Source organism: Dysgonomonas termitidis (genome assembly GCF_054657735.1).
In genome coordinates this window covers 365,309-385,948 of record NZ_BAAHYD010000002.1, presented here as the reverse complement: position 1 = coordinate 385,948, position 20,640 = coordinate 365,309, and the positions used below count along the sequence as shown (strand labels likewise).

18 protein-coding genes are annotated in these 20,640 nt (G+C 41.4%); 17 read left to right on the top strand and 1 reads right to left on the bottom strand.

Going from position 1 to position 20,640, the window contains the following annotated elements:
- Positions 1-1,773 (bottom strand): ATP-dependent nuclease, encoded by a 1,773-nt coding sequence (locus tag ACYQ3L_RS05795; RefSeq protein WP_380001475.1) that lies wholly within the window; start codon positions 1,771-1,773, stop codon positions 1-3.
- 410 nt (positions 1,774-2,183) lie between these two features.
- Between ACYQ3L_RS05795 and ACYQ3L_RS05790 the strand changes: the two genes are divergently transcribed.
- From ACYQ3L_RS05790 to ACYQ3L_RS05710, 17 genes are all read left to right on the top strand, one after another.
- On the top strand, positions 2,184-2,480 hold the full coding sequence (locus tag ACYQ3L_RS05790; RefSeq protein WP_380001477.1) for a hypothetical protein: 297 nt from the start codon (positions 2,184-2,186) through the stop codon (positions 2,478-2,480).
- Between the two features lie 87 nt (positions 2,481-2,567).
- Complete coding sequence (locus ACYQ3L_RS05785; protein ID WP_380001479.1) at positions 2,568-3,728, top strand: hypothetical protein; 1,161 nt, start codon at positions 2,568-2,570, stop codon at positions 3,726-3,728.
- Positions 3,729-3,731: 3 nt separating this feature from the next.
- A complete protein-coding gene (locus ACYQ3L_RS05780; protein ID WP_380001481.1) occupies positions 3,732-5,387 on the top strand; it encodes an ATP-binding protein in 1,656 nt (551 codons plus the stop codon).
- A 4-nt stretch (positions 5,388-5,391) separates the two neighbouring features.
- Entirely contained in the window at positions 5,392-6,942 is a 1,551-nt protein-coding gene (locus ACYQ3L_RS05775) for an ATP-binding protein (RefSeq protein ID WP_380001483.1), read from the top strand.
- On the top strand, positions 6,939-8,822 hold the full coding sequence (locus ACYQ3L_RS05770) for a radical SAM protein (protein ID WP_380001485.1): 1,884 nt from the start codon (positions 6,939-6,941) through the stop codon (positions 8,820-8,822). Before ACYQ3L_RS05775 ends, ACYQ3L_RS05770 begins: the two co-directional genes overlap by 4 nt.
- Before the next feature lie 464 nt (positions 8,823-9,286).
- Positions 9,287-11,053 (top strand): DUF3945 domain-containing protein, encoded by a 1,767-nt coding sequence (locus ACYQ3L_RS05765; RefSeq protein ID WP_380001486.1) that lies wholly within the window; start codon positions 9,287-9,289, stop codon positions 11,051-11,053.
- A gap of 33 nt (positions 11,054-11,086) precedes the next feature.
- Positions 11,087-11,344 carry a DUF4099 domain-containing protein gene (locus tag ACYQ3L_RS05760; protein ID WP_380001488.1) on the top strand — a complete coding sequence of 86 codons (258 nt, stop codon included), beginning with the start codon at positions 11,087-11,089 and terminating at the stop codon, positions 11,342-11,344.
- Positions 11,345-11,503: 159 nt separating this feature from the next.
- Positions 11,504-13,642, top strand: a complete 2,139-nt coding sequence (locus ACYQ3L_RS05755) for a type IA DNA topoisomerase (RefSeq protein ID WP_380001490.1) — start codon at positions 11,504-11,506, stop codon at positions 13,640-13,642.
- Positions 13,643-13,936: 294 nt separating this feature from the next.
- Complete coding sequence (locus ACYQ3L_RS05750; RefSeq protein ID WP_380001492.1) at positions 13,937-14,167, top strand: hypothetical protein; 231 nt, start codon at positions 13,937-13,939, stop codon at positions 14,165-14,167.
- An 11-nt stretch (positions 14,168-14,178) separates the two neighbouring features.
- Positions 14,179-14,418, top strand: coding sequence for a hypothetical protein (locus ACYQ3L_RS05745; RefSeq protein ID WP_380001494.1), 240 nt, complete (start codon positions 14,179-14,181; stop codon positions 14,416-14,418).
- A 105-nt stretch (positions 14,419-14,523) separates the two neighbouring features.
- On the top strand, positions 14,524-15,438 hold the full coding sequence (locus ACYQ3L_RS05740; protein WP_380001496.1) for a PRTRC system protein E: 915 nt from the start codon (positions 14,524-14,526) through the stop codon (positions 15,436-15,438).
- A gap of 3 nt (positions 15,439-15,441) precedes the next feature.
- On the top strand, positions 15,442-15,663 hold the full coding sequence (locus tag ACYQ3L_RS05735) for a PRTRC system protein C (RefSeq protein WP_380001498.1): 222 nt from the start codon (positions 15,442-15,444) through the stop codon (positions 15,661-15,663).
- Positions 15,664-15,693: 30 nt separating this feature from the next.
- On the top strand, positions 15,694-16,773 hold the full coding sequence (locus ACYQ3L_RS05730; RefSeq protein WP_380001500.1) for a hypothetical protein: 1,080 nt from the start codon (positions 15,694-15,696) through the stop codon (positions 16,771-16,773).
- 11 nt (positions 16,774-16,784) lie between these two features.
- A complete protein-coding gene (locus ACYQ3L_RS05725; RefSeq protein WP_380001502.1) occupies positions 16,785-17,480 on the top strand; it encodes a PRTRC system protein B in 696 nt (231 codons plus the stop codon).
- Positions 17,477-18,268: a PRTRC system ThiF family protein gene (locus tag ACYQ3L_RS05720; RefSeq protein WP_380001504.1), complete on the top strand. Its 792-nt coding sequence runs from the start codon at positions 17,477-17,479 to the stop codon at positions 18,266-18,268. Before ACYQ3L_RS05725 ends, ACYQ3L_RS05720 begins: the two co-directional genes overlap by 4 nt.
- A 608-nt stretch (positions 18,269-18,876) precedes the next feature.
- A complete protein-coding gene (locus ACYQ3L_RS05715) occupies positions 18,877-19,431 on the top strand; it encodes an RNA polymerase sigma-70 factor (protein ID WP_380001506.1) in 555 nt (184 codons plus the stop codon).
- Positions 19,432-19,517: 86 nt separating this feature from the next.
- Complete coding sequence (locus ACYQ3L_RS05710) at positions 19,518-20,498, top strand: FecR family protein (RefSeq protein WP_380001508.1); 981 nt, start codon at positions 19,518-19,520, stop codon at positions 20,496-20,498.
- The last annotated feature ends 142 nt before the right edge of the window (positions 20,499-20,640 follow it).

Genomic DNA, 20,640 nt, shown 5'->3' with positions numbered 1-20,640 from the left:
TTATTCTCCTTTCGTGGCATACCTTATAGCATTTTGGAGATATGCAGGTACAACAAACGCATTTCTCGCATTTTCATCCGAAGCCAATTTTACAGCCAACCTGTGCGCCAATTCCGATTTTGCTTTGTTTGAAATAACTTTTTCCAAAAAATTTGCTGCATAAACTTTTACGTCAGTATCTTCGGTAATTCTACCCGCAGCAACAGGGTGCATTTCCCTGAATATTTCTATTAAAATGTCCTTATTCCCAGCGATGAAAAGTTCAAATTCAAATGTTCGTTCTGCTAAAAAGACTTTCAAATTCTTTCGTTCAAGTTCACAGGCAGTCTTTGCTCTTGATGCAATTTCGTCCGATTCATCCGCTCTATCATCATCGGTAACAAGTGAACATCTGGTCTTCAAATTCTTCTCATCATTATCATTGTTAAACATATTGGCGAAATGAGAAAATGCAACTCCATTCAAGTTTACCAATTCAATTCCTACATTTTCTATATCATATTTTCCACCTTCCCCCATAATTTTACTGAATATGGGTAGTAGCAATGATTCGGAAATACCCTCAACCAAAATTACTCCATTAGAAAAGAATAGCTGGGACTTCGTAACATCTAAGAATTTATGCAGATATTTTCGATTATCTCCTGACAAGCCTGATTTATCAAGAGAAAGAGCTGAGACTTTGTTGTCCTGATTCTGTAAAACCACAACGGATTTTAAATCTGACTTTGCCGTGATTGTTGGTGAATGTGATGATATGAATATCTGAAACCCTTGTTCCGTATCAAGTTTATCCAGATATTTAAAGAAAAGATTTTGAAGTTGCGGGTGTAAGTGGGCTTCGGGTTCTTCTATGAGTAAAGCAGCGTAGCATTCTTTATTTAATTCCTTCCTTTGCTTTAAGTCTCCTAAGACGGTAGCTGTGTAGATAAGGTTGTTATAGCCAAGACCATTTTGATAGAGTTCAAAATGCCTTTGTTTTGACGTATCTCCTGCAAGTAAATCGTCCGAATAGATAGGCATTTGAATTTTCAAATTATCTACCAAACGGTTAAAATCAAATGGGAGAAATAGAATTTCAATTTGCTGTTGTTTGCTGCTAAAACTCGTTTCCCTCAAATGTTCATTTATTTTTTCCTTTCCTTTACCAATGTGCTGCGTCCAATCATCATCTCCATCGACCGCTTCACGAACCTTTTTGGCAATCTCTTTTTTCTTTTCTTTATCGGTTTCAGTGTTAGGGTCGATTTGAATATTCGCATATAGTTGTCCCAAACGATTCCCCCGTATCGGTCGCAAATGGTTTTCCGCATCTCTCAATGCGTCCAAATGAACATGATACAAGAGGAATAAAACTTCCGGTGCAATCGCCTGTCCTTCATTTGTTCCTCCCCATACCTTGTATCTGATTCTTTCATCTTCATCAAGATAATATCGAAAATGTAATTGCAAATCCTGCGTCCCATCTTCCTGAACGCTCAACAAGTCGTTGAACCAGCCTGCTTCTGCCGGGTCTTCTATCTTAAAATGCAGATGAAATTCTATATCATTTAAAGCATCGTTTATGGCAGATTTGTCTATATGAAAATCAGAATGCGAAACATAAATGTCCCTTTTCTGATTACCATAACTTAAACAAATGCGCAAAGCATCAATAATAGCCGTCTTACTGGAGTTATTCTCTCCGATTAACACATTTAGCCCTTTGCAAAAATAAAGGGTTAAATCGGCAATTCCTCTGAAATTTTTTATGATGAATTTTTCTATATACATAGTTTTATTGATGCTTATAACATGGTTGATTATTCACTAAACTTTAACACATTTGCAAAGATAAGGTATTTATAGTATTCTTGGCTAATTTTCATTGTGATAACTGCTACAAGCTGCCACGCCCCGAAAGTATGATTTCGGGACGTTTTCATCTTCCTACTTTCGCATTTTCAATCCATTGTCAAACAACTAAAAACAAATTGATTATGCAAGAAGAAGATTTGAGAGGTCGGACAAAAGCTATGAACTTTATGTAAGCATTAAAGTATCCTGTTTATCGTGAAAAGCATTTATTAGTTTTTCTGCAGCGTAATTAAAGAGTGGAACATCCATATCGAAGTGATTGATATTTACTTCAAAGGACTGGACAGCCTGATATCCCCATCAAAATTTTCAACCTGATTCAGGGGTTGTTTGTCGGGGCAGTCGCCGATAATTTAGATGAGCGGATAGAGCAGAAGATTTTCCATTGTGAGATTGTTGCTGATAACGAGCGGGTAGCCGCCGAAACTTTAGACTACAAGAAAATGCCCGTTATCTCCAATTTTATAGATGAGCAAGGCGTTCATCGAATGAAAGAAATGATAAAAGAGAATTACGACCGAATCAAAGTTGAATCCAAGCAAATTGTCGCCGACGAGTTGGAGCGGATAAATATCATTAACAGATTTGTTTCAAGCGTAATATACAATAGCTTACGTTTGTGAAGATCAAATTTTATTAGTAATTTCGCACTGCCTTATTTATGGGCGTTTGGATCAGATAACTTATATGAAAATAAGAGGAGTTTAGATATGGATAAAATCCTGTCGTTCATTGCAAAAGAAACCAATGGAAAATGCTACACATCGTTTAAATTTTGCCACGATGGAGTAGCAGTACCTTCAATTGCATATGAAGACAAGCCCGGAGAGAAAATCAGTTTGAAAGAATACGGGGAAACAGACCACTCGCCAAATACGAGAGATATGACCAAACGAGCCAAACAAATCGAAGGAAGCACGCCTCTATTTAATTTTTTTCTTGATGGCTCTCGAAGAACCTATAAAGTAGATGATATTGAATATCAGAAAAAAATATTTCCAATTGTAGCAGGGCAAATTGGAGTGGGTTGTTGTCAACGTATTGATAAATCAACATTTTGTAAAACCGCACTTGAACACAATCTTGTTTTATCCCTACCCGACTATGCTCACGCAGATGGTTACAAGCCTGAGTTATTTTTTAACTCTCTTGCTGAAAAGATTAATCAAATATCAAGTCTGACAAAATATAATTTAAAATTTTCAAAAATCTTACCATACATTTCAAAAGGATTGCAGGAAGGTGAAACTTTTGAGAACAGAGGGATTGCAAAGATTCAGGACGAAATGATTGAATGTGAAAAAAAAATCGTTTCACAACTGACTGCTAAAAATCTACTGAATGAATGTAGTTATCTCATTAAAGATGGCTCGTTGCAGTACAAACCAATGAAAACAGGAGATTATAGAGAAATCTCTAAAATCCGAAATAACTATCGATGCGTTATTGGTGTTTCAAAACAATTTAATCCTGAATTGCTTAAAGATAAAAATAACAAAAGTAATGCCAGCACCATTGCTCATTTAGATCTATATCATCGAACACCGGCATTTATGTATGAGCCAGGAACCCAGTTTGGTGATGTGAAATTTGCTATTTGGTATGTTCGTATTCGTGATACCAAATATACCAATACTCCATTTTCAGGAATATTAAAGGTAGAGAAGATGCTGATGACAGGCTCAGAAAGTAAAAATGGCTTGGAGACAGACGAAATAGATGCAATTACGGCAAATATTATTAATGAACGGAATCCCGTTTGCTATGGAAGCGATAATCGTTGGGCAAATCACTTATATCCGATTTACCTTACGGAAAAATACATAAAAAGTCAGTACATAAGTGATTTACATCTTTTAAATCTATTCTAAGATATGACATTAATAGGGAAAGTTGTTGCCACAGAGAAAAATCCTACAACAATAGATGATTTCTATTTTTGGACGGATAAAAAATGCCAATTAAAGCCTTTCGATGTAGTTGTAGTAAAACACATTGAAAATACAATAACGTATGGCGTTATCGAAGAAATATCACACATAACCGATGCACCAAGTTATTTGGCAGGTTTTATTTCTAATGATTTTGGCGATGTTCAACATGAGCCTCTTACCGAACGAATAGGTATGAATTATGTAAAATGTCGTGTTGTTGGAAATACTAATAATATTTATACTCCCGTACTTGATGGCTCACCTGTATTATTGGCAGACGAAATCCAGATAAAAGAGGCTTTAGGTTTGTCAGATGTAAAGAATCCATTACCAGCGGGATATATTGAAATGTATGAAGGAGAAAACAAAAAAACTATTCCGGTTCATTTCAATTCACATTTCTTAATCGGCCCCGAAGGTGCTCATCTGAATATATCCGGTATATCCGGTTTGGCAGCGAAGACCTCGTATGCTATGTTTCTGATGAAATCCATTCAAGATACAGTTTTAAATTCGGGAAAGGATGAATCCGTTGCATTTGTTCTACTTAATGTAAAAGGACACGATTTGTTGTCTATTGATGAATTGAATACAGATAAAAAAGAAGTGGAAGAAATTGCTCCTATATATAAACTGTTGGGACTGGAAAAGAAACCGTTTGACAATGTGAAATACTTCTATCCTTACTCAAAGGAAATTGCCCCTACAACTTACGCAGCAGTAGTAGATGTTGAGAACCAAATAAAGAGAGGGTGTGCATTCCAATACAAATACGTATTTGAAGATGATAGGGATAGCATTGACTTATTATTTGCTAATGTTGATGACCCAAATGAAACAATGGAATCCATTGTGAATTATATATCAACCGGTCAGGGTAAATTCAATGGAATTACATCTTGGGAAGATTTGAAAAGAACGCTTTACGAGCATACTCAAACTGGAAACAAGGATAGCAGCGGTAAAGAAATAACCGTATTGAGTTGGCGCAAATTTTATCGACTATTCAACAAATCATACGAAAAGAATAAATCTCTTTTTGCTAACCGCTGTTGTGACCAGCATGAAGTTCGATTGAAAGAGCAAATTCAGGAAATAAAGAAGAATGACGTATTTGTAATTGATATTGCCAAACTGGATGAAGAAACACAAGGCTTTGTTTTCGGGGATGTGATGCGTGCCATTTATGACCTGAAATTAGGAGCGACTGATAAGAAAGAAGCGGAAATTCCTTCGAAAATAGTTATTTTCATTGATGAATTAAATAAGTATGCTTCCAGTGAGATACCTAAAAATTCACCTATTTTGAAACAATTACTTGATATAACAGAAAGGGGACGTTCCTTGGGTATAATTTTATTCGGAGCAGAACAGTTCATCAGCGACATCCATAAACGGGTAAAAGGGAACTGTGCGACACTTGCATATGGAAGAACCAATGTAATTGAAATTTCCAAAGGTGATTTTCAGTTTGTTCCATCGGTTTATAAATCAATGCTCACTCGTTTAAAACAAGGTGAATATATTTTGCAAAATCCGATATTCCGCTCACTTTTAAATATCAAGTTCCCCAAACCAATACATAAATATAAGTAGTTTCATGGATAAGGCAACACCAGTTATTGGGAAAGACGTTATCGAATCCCTTACATTAGGAATGTATGAAGATTCGCGGTTTATTTATCGTGAGTATATACAAAACTCTGCCGACCAGATTGACAAAGCGGTAGAACAGGGATTAATGGATAAGAGCGAAGAAGAAATACACATTACCATTGATGATGTAAACCGACGTATTGAAATTTATGATAATGCAACAGGAATCGCAGAAAAAAATGTTATTCCCATACTTCAAAATATAGCAAAATCAACAAAAGAACGAGGAAAAGATAAGGGATTTCGCGGAATTGGACGTTTAGGAGGATTAGGCTATTGCGAAAAATTAATTTTTGAAACCTCATTCAAAGAAGAGACTACTAAATCAATAATGACTTGGGATGCACATCTGCTAAAAGAAATTATAAATGACCGTCATTCCAAAGAAGATGCCGGTGAGGTAATTCAAAAAGTCACCAAACTTGAAAAGGAAAAAGAAGGTTCTGACAAGCATTATTTCAGAGTAATACTGGAAGGTGTTACAAATGATATGCTTTTAGACAAAAAATCTGTTGAGGATTATTTAAAAATGGTTGCCCCTATTGGATATCCGACAGGATTCATTTTCAGGCAAAAAATTTATGAGTTCATAAGAGAAAATAATCTTGACCTTGATGAGTATAAAATATATCTGAATCGTGACTTATTACATAAAGGCTATACCACTACTATTTATAAAGGAAGAAATGGCAATAAAGAACGAGTAGATGATATTTTTGAATTGAGTTTTTTTAAGTGTGAAGAAAAAAATGAGTTATTGTATTGGGGATGGTATGGGATTTCAAATTATGTCGGAGTTATTGATGATGATGCAAATCTGGCAGCAGGTCTAAGGCTAAGAAAGAACAATATTCAAATTGGCGATAACACAACTTTATCAAAGTTACATCGAGAAGCCAAAAGAGGAAATTTCTACTTTTTGGGAGAAATCTTTGCTATTCACCCTAATTTATTACCCAATTCCAGACGGGACTATTTTGGGGAAAATACTACTTGCCATAAGTTTGAACAGCATTTAAGTGACTTTTTTTCAAAAGAGCTATATCGACTTTACCAAGATGCTTCCACAATGAGAAGTGCAAATAGAGATGTACAAGCATTGGTGGATTTTGAAAAAACCGTTACAGAGAAAGAAGAACAAGGCTTTAATAATAAGGAAGACCGTCAAAAGATTTACGGGGAATTTGAAGCAAAAAAGAAGAAAGCAGAAGAAGCAAAGAAAAAGTTAGAAAGAATAAAACTAAAAACTATCCAAGCGGACACTCCTGCTGCAAAAATTTTTGAAAGAGTTGTTACTACTGAAAACGTCAATCCAGAACAAATATCAGTTGAACCTAAAAAGGAGAAGGGGAATTTTGTTACTGATAAATACACATGGCTACCAAAAAGTGAACGCAAAATGCTTTCGAGAATCTTTACCGTGATAGACAATGTGTTATCAAAGGAACTAGCAAAAAACCTGATTGATAAGATCGACGAGGACTTACGAAAATGAAACGAAATATACTCTTAATAGAGCCTAATTATAAAAATAAATATCCACCTATTGGGTTAATGAAGATAGCAACATATCACCGAATGTTGGGTGATAATGTTACTTTCTTCAAAGGCAATATGCAAGATTTAGTATTGAGAGATATTACAGACTTATGTATTGATAAATTGCATAAGATAGATCATACTATAACATGGCGAGAAAAACGCGATAATATTACCCAATACATAAGAACAAAGCAATCTGTGTATGTTGAAGCTCTCTGTTTAGAAAATTCCAAATACGAATTTTTAATCATAGGTTGCCTTGATGACTATAAAAAAATTTATTGGAAAAAGCAATATGAAAAAGAGCCTTTGTACGATAGAATATATGTTACTTCACTATTTACATTCTATTGGAAAATTACTATTGACACGATTAACTTTGCGAAAAAGTTGGTCAAGAATGTGAAAGAACTGAAAGTTGGTGGCGTTACTGCCACCGTCTTGTTTGACGATGTTGTTAAAGCCACCAATATCATTCCTCATAGAGGTTTATTAGATAAGCCGGGAATACTTGATAAAAATCAAATTATCATAGATACATTGCCTTTAGATTACTCTATTTTAGAAGAAACAGAGTACAAATATCCTGAAAATGGAGCATATTATGGCTATATGACACGTGGATGTATTCGTAAATGTAGTTTTTGTGCTGTTCCAACACTGGAACCTAACTATTGTGAGTACATTTCCATTACAGAACGAATAAAAGAAACAACAGAAAAATACGGAGAGAAGCGTAATCTTTTATTACTTGACAATAATGTTCTGGCTTCAGAGCGTTTTCCCCAAATTATAAACGACATCAAAAAAGCAGGCTTTGTAAAAGGGGCAACCTATATTGAACCTAATCAGTTTGATATTGCTGTAAAGAATTTGTCGGATGGAATAAATGATAGGGCTTATATTAGGCGAACATTTGAATTGATTTCTGAATTGCTTAAAAAGTTACGAGGAGAAACCCAGCAAAATTTCTACAATTTGTTAGAAGAGCATAATTTATTACATTTTGATAATGTAACTAAAGAAAAACTTTTAGAACTGGCCTCACTTATTTCAGAGTTGTATCAAAAGCATAATAAACGATTGCCACGCCTTCGTTATGTTGATTTCAATCAGGGTGTCGATGCTCGTTTAATCAATGAAGATAATATCAAACTACTTAGTGAAATACCAATACATCCTTTACGTATTGCCTTTGACAGTATGAAGTGGGAGAAACAATATACGAATGCTGTTAAATTAGCTGCTGAACATGGCATTAACCATCTTTCAAATTATCTACTTTATAATGAAAAAGACCATCCTGTCGAATTGTACAGAAGATTGAAAATTAACGTAAGTTTATGTGATGGTTTAGGTATAAATATCTACTCTTTTCCAATGAAGTTCCATCCCATCACAGGCCCCGATAGATTCAATCGGGATTATTTGGGTAAACATTGGAACAGAAAGTTTATACGAGCCGTACAGGCAGTTTTGAATGCAACAAAAGGCAAAATAGGAAAAGGTCAAAGTTTTTTTGAGAAGGCTTTTGGTAAAGATGAAGAAGAATTTGAAAAGATTCTTTATATGCCTGAACCATATATCTTATATCGTTTTTTGTTTGAAGGTAGAGGCGATACAGAACAATGGTGGAATGAGTTTACTGCTTTGAATGAAGATGAATTAGTCGAAGCAAAAAAAATAATTGAAAAGAATAAATTTACCAATATAAATGAATTGACTAAAAACCGTAGAATACGTAAAGTATTAAAACACTATACCGTAAAGCGGGAAGATATTAGTAAAGATGATTTAAATCAGTACGTATATACCAAGCGTGAACAAATTTAAAAAATACTACCAATACATAATTCACATTAACCGCCTCCGGGCGGTTTTTCATTTCTATCCACTCCATACTTCAACACCACATGTGTCCAAATCGGTATCACAAATTGCCATCCACTACAAATGCCACTATTATTCAGTTACTTATGCATGCTTCCGTTCTACATTAATAGTAATGCGGAATAATTAAATCAATTTCATCATGGAAGAAAAATTCAAACTGAAGTTCGGAAGTCCTTTTGAAGATGGTTTCATTTTTTAATTGTTTATGCAAAGGTAGAAGCACTTATCCAAACAAACTATATGCCATCGCGGAGACGTTTACCATCCTCTTTCCCAAACGGTGAAACAAGACGACATCCGATGAAACAATTAGCCAGTTTATTGCAAACTAACGATTTACATAATAATCCCGCTTATTTTTGAAACGATAAACTTATTTATTCACCAGTCAAAAAACAAAAAATATGGCGGAAGGAAACATCCGGGGCGACACCCCCAAACAACCAATCCGGGAGAATGAGCAGTTGAGCGACATTATCCTCATTCTCGATAAGATGGAACTGCTGTTGCAGGCAGTCTCCAAACTCGGCAAGGACGGGAAATACGAAACCGTGCCTGCCGACAAAAAGCACGGGAACTCTTTCCTGAAGGTAGACAAGTATTCCAATATCGTGGAAAACTTCTTTAAGAATTTTTGGAGCCAGCTGAAAGACCCTGCCCGTTTCGGGATTCTCAGCATGAAACAGAAAGAGATGGAGAAGCCGGAGAACAAGCAGGCGATCAAAGACCTCGCCGAAGGAAAGCAGACCGACGCGGTGGCTGAATTTCTCAAGAAATACGAGATAAAGCCGAAAAATACCGCCAATGAACAAAGTATTAACAGTAAAAAAGATGAGATGATGGCAAAAAAGACAGAAGGACAAGAACAACAGGCTCCGCCCGCTGACGATAAGCAGCCAAGAAAACGCTACAATGAAGCGATGATCAACTGGGAGCAGCTAAAAAATTTCGGGCTGTCCAAGGAGTTCCTCCAGGAAAAAGGGCTCCTTGAGCAGATGCTCCGCGGTTACAAGACAAACCAGGCAGTACCCATCACCATGAACTTCGGTTCGGCAGTGCTGCGCACAGACGCGAGGCTGTCGTTCCAGCAATCGGCGGCAGGCCCGGTAGTGCTCGGCATCCACGGCATCCGCCAGCAACCCGAACTCGACAAAGCCTTTTTCGGGCATGTCTTTTCGGAGGAAGACAAGAAAAACCTGCGTGAAACAGGGAATATGGGACGCGTAGTAGAACTCAGGCTCCGCTCGGGCGAATATGCACCCTCGTTTGTCAGTCTGGATAAGACGACCAATGAAATTGTGGCGATGAAAGTGGAGAATGCCTACATCCCGGATGAGATCAAGAATGTAAAACTGACCGAACAGGAGAAAAACGACCTGAAAGAAGGCAAGGCCGTTTACCTGGAAGGAATGACCGCCGCCAACGGGAATGAATTCAATGCCCACGTGCAGTTCAATGCCGACCGCAGGGGAATTGAGTTCCGGTTCGAAACGGACAAGGTATTCAACCGCCAGATACTCGGCGGCGTGGAACTCTCCCCCAAACAAACGGAAGACCTCAATAACGGCAGGGCGATCTTTGTAGAGGATATGGTACGCAAGGACGGGGAGAAATTCTCGGCGTTCGTCAAGCTCGACGAAGCCAGCGGGCGTCCCGCCTATACCCGTTACAACCCCGATTCACCCGAAGGAGCCAGGGAGATTTACGTACCTAAAGAACTGAACGGAGTGGCTCTTAACCCACAGGACAGGGAAGAGTTGAGGCAGGGCAAGCCCGTATTCCTCGAAAATATGGTCAACCGCAAAGGGGAAGAATACTCATCCTTCGTCAAACTTGACCTTGAGACAGGACGCCCAAGCTACTCCAGGACACCGGACGGATTCAGCGAACGGCAGGAGTTTAAGATCCCGGCGGAGGTCTGGGGCGTTACGCTGACGGCTACCCAACGCGGGAAATTACAGGACGGCAAAGCCGTGCTGGTGGAGGGCATGAAAGGCTATGACGGCAAACAGTTCTCCCAATACGTCAAAGCCAATTTCAACCAGGGCAGGCTCGATTATTACAACGAGAATCCCGAAAGGAAGAAAGACGCCTCACAGCGCAATGTGGTCAATCAGGGACAGAACCAGGGGCAGGACAAGAAAAAGTCGCAGGGCAAGAGTGTAGGATAAGCATTTCCATTATTCATTTATAAAATAAAATTTATGAAAACAAAAACCGATAATACGCCTTTCAAGGCGGAAGATGTGAACTGGGAAGAACTTTCCGGAATCGGCATCAGGAAGGACGACCTGGAACACTCGGGCGAACTTGACACGCTGCTGAGCGGCAATAAAACCAATGTGATACCGCTCAGCCTTGTCCTGCTGGGGATCGATGTGGTCATGGACGCGACCCTGCAACTGGTTCGCGAAGGGGACTCCCCCTTACTTGAAATCACCGGCATCCAACCCGCCGCTTAACAATTCACTGACCCGCCGTTTTCCCAGCCAGTACCAAAACTGCTGCGGGAAACGGCTTCTTTTTAAGGTCACAGACCTGTTTATTGTCCGTTCAGGCATAGCTGTTACCATCAGTTATAACTTTAAAACACAGCATTAAACTTATTAACAAATCAATTTATGATCGCAATATTGACAGAAAAGCCTTCTGTAGGCATGGATATTGCCCGTATAGCCGGGGCAAACGAAAAACATGACGGCTACATGAGCGGAAACGGGTATATGGTTACATGGGCCCTGGGACACCTTGTTTCGCTCGCCCTTCCCGGACACTACGGGCATTCGAGGACGTCCGCCGCCAGCCTTCCCGTCCTGCCGGACCCGTTCCGACTGGTTATCCGCCACAAAAAGACAGACAAAGGGATGGTTACCGACAAAGCCGCGGCAAAACAACTGAGTGTCATCGGCAAGGTATTCGACCGGTGCGACAGCATTATTGCAGCTACGGACGCGGGACGTGAAGGTTGTTTGATCTTCCAGTACATATACCGTTACCTGGGATGTACAAAACCCTTCAAACGCCTGTGGATCTCTTCGCTCACCGATGAAGCCATAACCAAAGGAATGGCAAGCCTCAAGGCAGGCAGCGACTATGATGCCTTGTACATGGCGGCCGATTGCAGGGCGAAAGCCGATTGGCTTATCGGATTAAACGCGAGTATGGCGCTTGCCGTTTCTTCCGGGACGGGTAATAATTCACTCGGCAGGGTACAAACCCCGGTGCTTGCCATGATATGCGCCCGTTACAGGGAAAACAGGAACTTCATTCCCTCGGACTATTGGCAGCTGCATGTCACGCTCGAAAAAGCGGACGCCCGCCGCCGGTTCCGTTATACGGAGGACTTCAAAGAGAAAGAAGAGGCGGAGAAACTGTTTGCCCGCCTGAAAGCCTGCCCGTCGGCACGGATTACAAAAGTGGAGCGCAAAACGGTCTTCCAGGCACAACCCCTTTTATATGACCTGACGGCGCTGCAAAAGGATTGCAACATTCACCTCGGCCTCTCCGCGGAAAAGACACTGGAGACAGCCCAAAGCCTGTATGAGAAGAAGCTTATTTCGTATCCGAGAACATCTTCCCGTTATATACCGGAGGATGTGTTCCGGGAAATACCTTCCTTATTACGCATGGTTTTGCGTATGGACAGGTTCAGGCATTTTGAGGGAGGAATAGATACGCTTCACCCCGAAACAAGATCCGTCGATGACAGGAAAATAACCGACCACCATGCGCTTATCATAACCGGGGATTACCCGCAGGAATTATCCTCCGCGGAAAAGAATGTGTACCACATGATTGCCGGACGGATGCTGGAAGCTTTTGCCCCAAAGTGCGAAAAAGAATCGTTCCTTATCGAAGCATCTTTCGAAGGCTTGCTCTTCCGTTCCCGTTCCCAAAAGGTACTTTCCCGCGGATGGCGGAACGTATTCGATTACCCGGAGGACAAGGAAGAAGACGAAAAGGACGCGGATGAAAATCCCGCTGAATTTGAAGAGGGAGAAAACGCGAAGGCGGGCGGGTATAGCCTGGCCCGGAAAAAAACGATGCCTAAGCCGCTATATACGGAAGCCGCCTTGCTGGCGGCGATGGAGACCGCGGGAAAGAACATTTCCGACGAGGCGCTCCGTGAAGCGATGAAAGGGCAGGGATTGGGTACTCCGGCAACCCGCGCGGCAATCATAGAAACGCTGTTCAAAAGGGAATACCTCGAACGCTCCGGCAAATCGCTGCTGCCTACCCAAAAAGGGCTCTTTATCTATGATGCCGTCAAAGATATGCGGATAGCGGATGCGGAAATGACAGGCCAATGGGAAAAGGCGCTCGCGGATATGGAAACGAAGGACGGGGCACCCGGGACCTTTATGGAAGCGATAGAGGCCTATACCCGCCGGATAACCGCAGAGGTGTTGTCGCTGAGATTCCCGGAGCAGTCAGATAATGCGATACCCTGTCCCAAATGCGGGACAGGAAAAGTAACCCTGCATGCAAGGCAGGCTAAGTGCGGCAACGAAAAATGCGGCTTGCTTATATACAGGAAATGCCTGAACAGGGAACTTTCAGACAGCCATATCCGGGAGCTGCTATCCACCGGATCGACAAAGCTGATCAGGGGTTTTAAGGGCAAAAAGGGAGATACGTTCGATGCCAGGCTGGTTTTCGACCAAAAGTACGACATCACCTTTTCCTTCCCCAAAACTGAAAAAAACGACCGGAAAAAGGCTGTGAAGCCGTCCGGGTGCAGCCGTAAAAAGAAAATGTAAGCAGAACGGTTTTGGAACAGGTAAAAAGCACAGGGCGTATTGAACTGTGCTTTTTTTATAGCTGCCAAGGTAAAAAAGTGAAGGAAGAAAAAAGACTCCTTGTTATCCCGGTTCATTGGCAAATGTAGCTTCGTGTCCTTATCCACAGGCAAGGCCGGGCCCCGAAGGGTTTTCGCAAAAATCATCCTCGCTATGCTCCGGTATTTTTACGAAAAGCCTTGCCTGTGGGGACACTGCGCTTTGCCTGCCCCTGAACCGGGAACAACAAGGAGTTCCCATAAAAAAAGAACAGATATGAATGCAAATAACAATTTTCCTTCAGCAAAGAAATGGATAAAGGCTGGCGCCGTCCTTATCATAGCCTTATTGGGCTTCAGCTATTTATACCGCCACGGCGTATCCCCGGTATGGGCGGCAATACTCATTGTCCTCTTTCCCGGTATTTTCCGCTTCATATACAAAGTGGTGTGCTTCCTGGTAGCGCTGGCTATCCTTATTGCCATCATCCGTTTCATTATCATCTGATTATAGGAAATATGGAAGCACAGAAGAATGTACAGGTATATAATATCACGGCTGACGGTATAAATGCTGGTATGTCCGTCCCGCAGCAAAGAGTTCCTGTAAAAGAAACTCCCGGAATCAAAACCGGTATGCCTGAAAGGAGCGGCAGCGGCCCCGTCAGGGTTGGTAAGCTGCTGGAACCGCTACGGCAGATTATCAACCATCCCGACCGTAACAGGCTGATAGCGGAATTATTCAGGGACTACAGGTAAAACGAAGATGGAAAAGCTAAAGAAAGCGTAGCCGGATGTGGAAGCATATCCGGCTATGGCTTTTTTTTAGACTTTAATATTAATAATCATTTTAAAATTACAATTATGTTTTTTACCCAAATCAATCAAATGATGAACCAGGCGGTAGACATCACGCTGGTCATCCGCAAAAAAGAAGGACTGTTAATGGTATCGGCCATGCCGAAAACAAACGGGTTGAAGGATGAGGCGCAAAATCACATCGTGCCGCTGACCGTCACCGGAACACCCGAAGAACTCGACAGGGGATTCCTGCCGACGATTTGCACGCCGATCCAAAAAGCGGCAGGTTTGCTGGCCAATATGAGCCGGTTCGAACAGCAGGCCGATAAAGCGGCGGCAAACTCCAAAGCTGCCAAAGAGCTGAAAGATAAAGAGACGAAAGAAGCCAAAGAGAAAAAGGAGAAATTCGAGAAGCTGATGAAAACGGCAACAGAACTCGAATCCGGCCAGAAATATGCGGAAGCATTGGCAAACCTTAAACAGGCGCGGACTTTCGCGGCATCGCAGGCTCTCAAAACGGTTGATGAGAAAATCAACGCGGTACGGATGAAGATGAACCAGGGGAGTTTGTTCGGGCCGGAGCCGCAACAACCGCAACAACAGGCACAGCAGGTACAATCTACCCAGGCACAACCTGTCCGGCAATCCATACCGCAACCTGTTCAACAGCCAATCCGGCAACAGGTTAACCCGCCTGTCTACAACACCGGACAACAAGCTGTGGGACAGCAGGCAAACGGCCATATGAATGGGAATTATTCTCCCGGAAATAACGGACAACCCCTATACTATGGGCAGCCTGCATACAATAATAATCCGTACAACGGGCGGGTCATACCGGAAGAACTCGGGGAAACCGAACCCGCCTTCGTCGTCAGCGCAGACTACTCGGCGCACAGGGAAGGCGAATACGACCAGTATCCCGATTTTCCCGGATATCCTGAAAATAATAACATGTATAACCATCAAAACAGATAAGCTATGCCACTTGTAGTTAATGGAATGGAACGTTCCTTCGCCTTTAAGAAAGGTACGGAACAGGTTGAACTGAGTGATCCGAACCCTTCCGACTCCCCGGAAGCAGTAATGAGCTATTATTCCAATATATACCCGGAGCTGACCACCGCGTCGGTACACGGGCCGGAAATAAGGGAAGACAAAGCGGTTTATGAGTTCAAAACCACAATCGGGACAAAAGGTTAACCGAATGGAAACAGCTAAAACAAAGAAACCATGCAAACAGTTGGAACCCTCGCAGCTACATTCCCTGGCCAGGTATATCATAGGCCAGACAGAACGCGACGTTCACAGCGGAGTGAACAGGAAAAAACGGATTACGGCGCCCAGCGGCGCTGTAATGCTTTTCTGAAAACGGCATTCACCCCGATCGCGCCCGCAACCGTTACCCGGAACTGGCAGGGGGAGGATATTAATTATGTCACCAAAGGAAATTACACCTACCTGCTGGAATCGGCAATGAGGTATGCCTCGCTTATGGGAGTCCCGCTGGTACATAATCCGGGGAACAGTATCGGTGAAGGGATCTCGAATATCTATGACGAGCTGGACAGTATTATAGGGGAAATTAACCTCAATATAGAACCCTTTGAAGATAAGCTGCAATTCGTATTGTGGAAATACCATACCTGGGGCGATTATACCTTTTACTGGCTGCCTGTGAAGTTTACGGAGACCCTGAATCCGAAGCTGAGGAAAATAGCCCGCTCGTTTATCCACCGGTTCATGCACAGCAACGGCATGGTGACAACCAATGAAGCCTTCGATGTGGAATGGATACAGGAATGGGCGGAAGACGGCCTGCAGGAATGCGATCCCGGGGACAGAAAAAGAAACGCGGGGCTGCTGGCTTCCTATAAGTCGGGAAAGATATACAGACTGATGGAGCGGATCGGTTCAAAATCCTGCTATAAGAATCTGCCGGCAGCACTGGACAGGTATGTTCCCAATAACGAATTCGAAGGGGAACTGGCCGGGATATTCAGGGAGGGCCTGCAGTTTATCGGGAAGGATAAGCCGTCCATCATGTCATACGGGTATGACCCCCTGGATGATGAAGACAGGGACTATCATCCGGTAGATATGGAGCGTATGATAAGGGTTGTTTACGACCTCGATGATTTTGTGACCGAATGGATGATGGACTGGGCGAACAGCGAACTGAGGGAGTCTTACGACATATCTCCCGCGACACAACTTGCGATCTCTCCCGATACAACTGAATTATTCTCGATGGATCGATACCCCGACAACTTTTTCAAATGGTTTGATAGACTGTGTACATTAATCGCTTAATAAAATAACCTATGAATAAACTGACTGAACAATTGAAATCCCTTTACAGGCCGAAAGCTGCGCTGATCGCATACCAGGGGGAGAATACCAAAAACGACGAGTATTTCCTGGAATTAAGGCAGATAGATAAAAACGGGACCATGGGCGAAGCAATACCCGTGACCTACAGTTTTATGAATGATATAGCCGCGAACTTTTCAGAGGCATACAGCTGGATACCCTCGGGAGTATTGCCGGAAAACTTCCTGTTTGCCGATACGCGGAAAGGGCATGAAAAATATATCTGGTGGAATCCTCCGTGTAAACGGATGATGTATTTTGTACGGAACCTGGGTATTGAAAGCGCGGAGTACCATGTGCCGGGTATTGTCTATATCGCCAGAGAAAGCGGCCTGTCCGTATATGCTTACAAGGATATAAGACCATCGGAAGGGACGGAACTGTTCCGGGCCCCGTTCTTCAATACCTCGGAGAACAGTGTGTGCCTCGGAACGGCAAAGCTGCAAAAGCCGGTTAACCCGGCTTTCCATGAATTACTGGAATATTGGGAGAAGAAATTCTGGCTGACGGAATTCTCCCACCTCGGCGGTGCAGGGAACCCGACTAAAAGCAACCTCGTACTTGTAACCAAAGCGGCAGAAGACAAGGAATTCGATACGGATGAGTTAAAACCGCTAAATAAAAAACTAAAAGACATACTGGAATGAAAAGGGTACACTATACGGATAATTACCTGATAAATCCTCAGCACCCGGTGACGGTAAACCTGATCGGAGGAGGGGGTACGGGATCGCAGGTGTTGACCTGCCTGGCAAGGCTGGATGTGACATTAAGGGCGCTGAACCATCCGGGGCTGTTTGTGACGCTCTATGATCCGGATGAAGTAACAGAGGCCAATACCGGAAGGCAGCTGTTCGGTTATTCCGATTTCGGACTGAACAAGGCGGTATGCCTTATCTCCCGGATTAATAACTTCTTCGGGAATGACTGGCGGGCCATACCCGGATTGTTTCCGGCAGTCGCCAAAGACGCGAAGGAAGGGAATATGGCGAATATCACCATCACCTGTACCGATAACGTGAAATCCCGCCTGGATATGTGGAACTTCTTAAAGACAGTCCGGGAAATAGGGAATTACACGGATTACAGGACGCCGCTCTACTGGATGGATTTCGGGAACGCGCAGGCTACAGGGCAGGTAATCATGGGAACGGTACAGAAAAAGATCCCGCAACCCAAATCGAAGCAATACCAAACGGTTGGATCGTTAAAGGTAATAACCGAGTATGTGAAATATTCTGCCGTCAAAGTGGAGGATTCGGGGCCGAGCTGTTCCCTCGCCGAGGCTTTGCAAAAGCAGGATTTATTCATCAACTCGATGCTTGCTCAACTCGGATGTAACATCCTGTGGAAAATGTTCCGGCTGGGGATGATCGAATATCAGGGATTATACCTGAATCTGGAAACCATGAAAGTGAATCCGATCGGGGTGTAGAGAATAATATACGATTTAATTTTTACTCATTCAAATTTTAATCTCTTTTTTAGTTTTGCTAATATTGCGACCGAGAGTTAGTTCTTTGAATATTTCGTACAAATCAATCTGCAGATAACCAATCATTCACAATGAGGTCATACAAGATATAATCTTTCTAAACAATAGAGTCTTCGAACTTCCTATCTAAAGTATATCAGAGCTATAGAGTATATGTCAGAATCACAATGAGTGGATCAATTCACTAAAGAGATATTCGATACTGATAACACATGGAGGGGAAATGCATATACATAAATTTTTTCAGGAGCAAAGAAAGATCATAAACTCATTACTTAGATAGATATTCTTGAAGTGGTTTTGAAAGAACAGGATTAGTTGTTAGTATTATCAATCTTATTCTTATTTTGTGGGGGTAGTTTCTACTGATGTATGTAAACTCAAATTTGATGGAGTGGATATTTGCAAACGATTGCATATAAAACAAACTTGTTTTGCGGTATAAGAGGCAATCCGTGCTTTTTCTTCAATTATCTTTGGTAAACTGTGCTCTGAGTCAGAAAAAAAGTATATTTTGGTGAATTGTTTTGGACTTTTAAAAAATAAAAATGCTAAACGATGAATCCTTGATAAGGCAGCTAAGTCTTGGAAGTTCCGAAGCTTTTACAGCAATATACGGACAATATTGGAGGCAGGTATATGATTTTAGTAAATTATACCTGCGCGATAAAGACTATGCCGAAGAAATTGTTCAGGAAGTATTCATCAAGGTTTGGGAATCGCGGGAATTCATAAAAGAAAATGATAATTTTAAAGGATTATTATTTATTATAACCCGTAACCTTATATTTAATAAACATCGTAAAAAAGTCAATGAAGATTTTTATAAAATGACCATTTTAAGGGCCATGGAAGAATCTTACGATATAGAAGGTGAAATAGATGCAAAAGACCTAAGTCGCTATATTGATTTGTTGATAAATGAACTGCCTCCGCAACGCCGTCTTATCTTTAATCTTAGCCGCAAAGAATTCAAATCATATAGGAAAATCGCAGAACAACTGAATCTGTCTGAGAAGACAGTTGAGCGCCAGATAAGTGAAGCCATAAAATTTATCCGTCAGAATTTGTTATTTATAATATACTTATATACAGTCGTATAAATTGATAATCCATATTTTTTTCATCGTTGAATGGGGGATGTTCTCTTTTCGATTGTATTTATATATAGAAACTAATACCAGAAGATATGGATCCCAAAGTAATTGTGGAAAAAATATTTAAGGATGACCTGACAGAGAAGGAGCAGGCCGATTTGTTGCACTCGCCTTCGGTTACCACTCAGATGAGTAAGCAATGGGATGATGCGCCGGAGAGTGCCGATACCGACGGCATTGATGAACAGACGCTATGGGAAACAATCAAAGCTAATACAATCGAAAAAGCATATCAGCCGGAAAGAGGCCGGCATAAATTCAGTTTCTATAAAATATATAGTGTTGCCGCATCTGTTCTGATAATTATCGGATTGGGACTCTTCACATATCTCAAACCTGATAGGATAGTTCGGGAGGAGGTTTATATTGTTCATTCCGGGCACCAGGATATCAGTCTCGTAATATTACCCGATAGCACGCAGGTAAAAATGGGACCGGGGAGTAAACTGACCTATCCCAAGCAATTCAGCGGAAAATCGAGAGAAGTAACATTGTATGGGCAGGGATTTTTCGATGTGAAGAAAAATAGAGAGAAGCCTTTTATCGTACATACGCCTCAAATGGATGTTGTAGCCTTGGGTACTGCATTTGAGATATTCAATTATGATGGGAATAACAAAATTGAAACAATTCTATTGAACGGTAAAGTTAAAATATCATATCCGGAGAAAGCCAACCCAGAACCGGTTTATTTATCACCTAACGAGAAGATGACATACAACCGTGCGAACAAATCGGTGACAGTAGAAAAAGTAGATGCTGCAAAATATACCTCCTGGCATGAGCAGGATATCCTGAATTTTGAGAATGAGACATTGGCAATGATCCTGCCACGGTTGGAACAATGGTTCGGTTGTAAAATATCATGTCCCGAAAATGTAGCTAATCATTATCGTTTTACCTTTAAAGTAAGGGATGAATCCATAGAACGAATTTTTGATATGATGAAAAAGTCTACACCGGTACGTTACAGGAAAACAGGAAATACAGGTTATCAGATATATATCAAGTAGTAAATAAATAAGTCAATAAAAACCAAACTAATACCATCAGCTTATGTATACCGACGACACTTAAAAAAAGAGTTGGAGAACAATGTCTCCAACCCCGATATTGAAATCAAGTCTTTAATTAATCAGCAGTATCAGGAGTCCA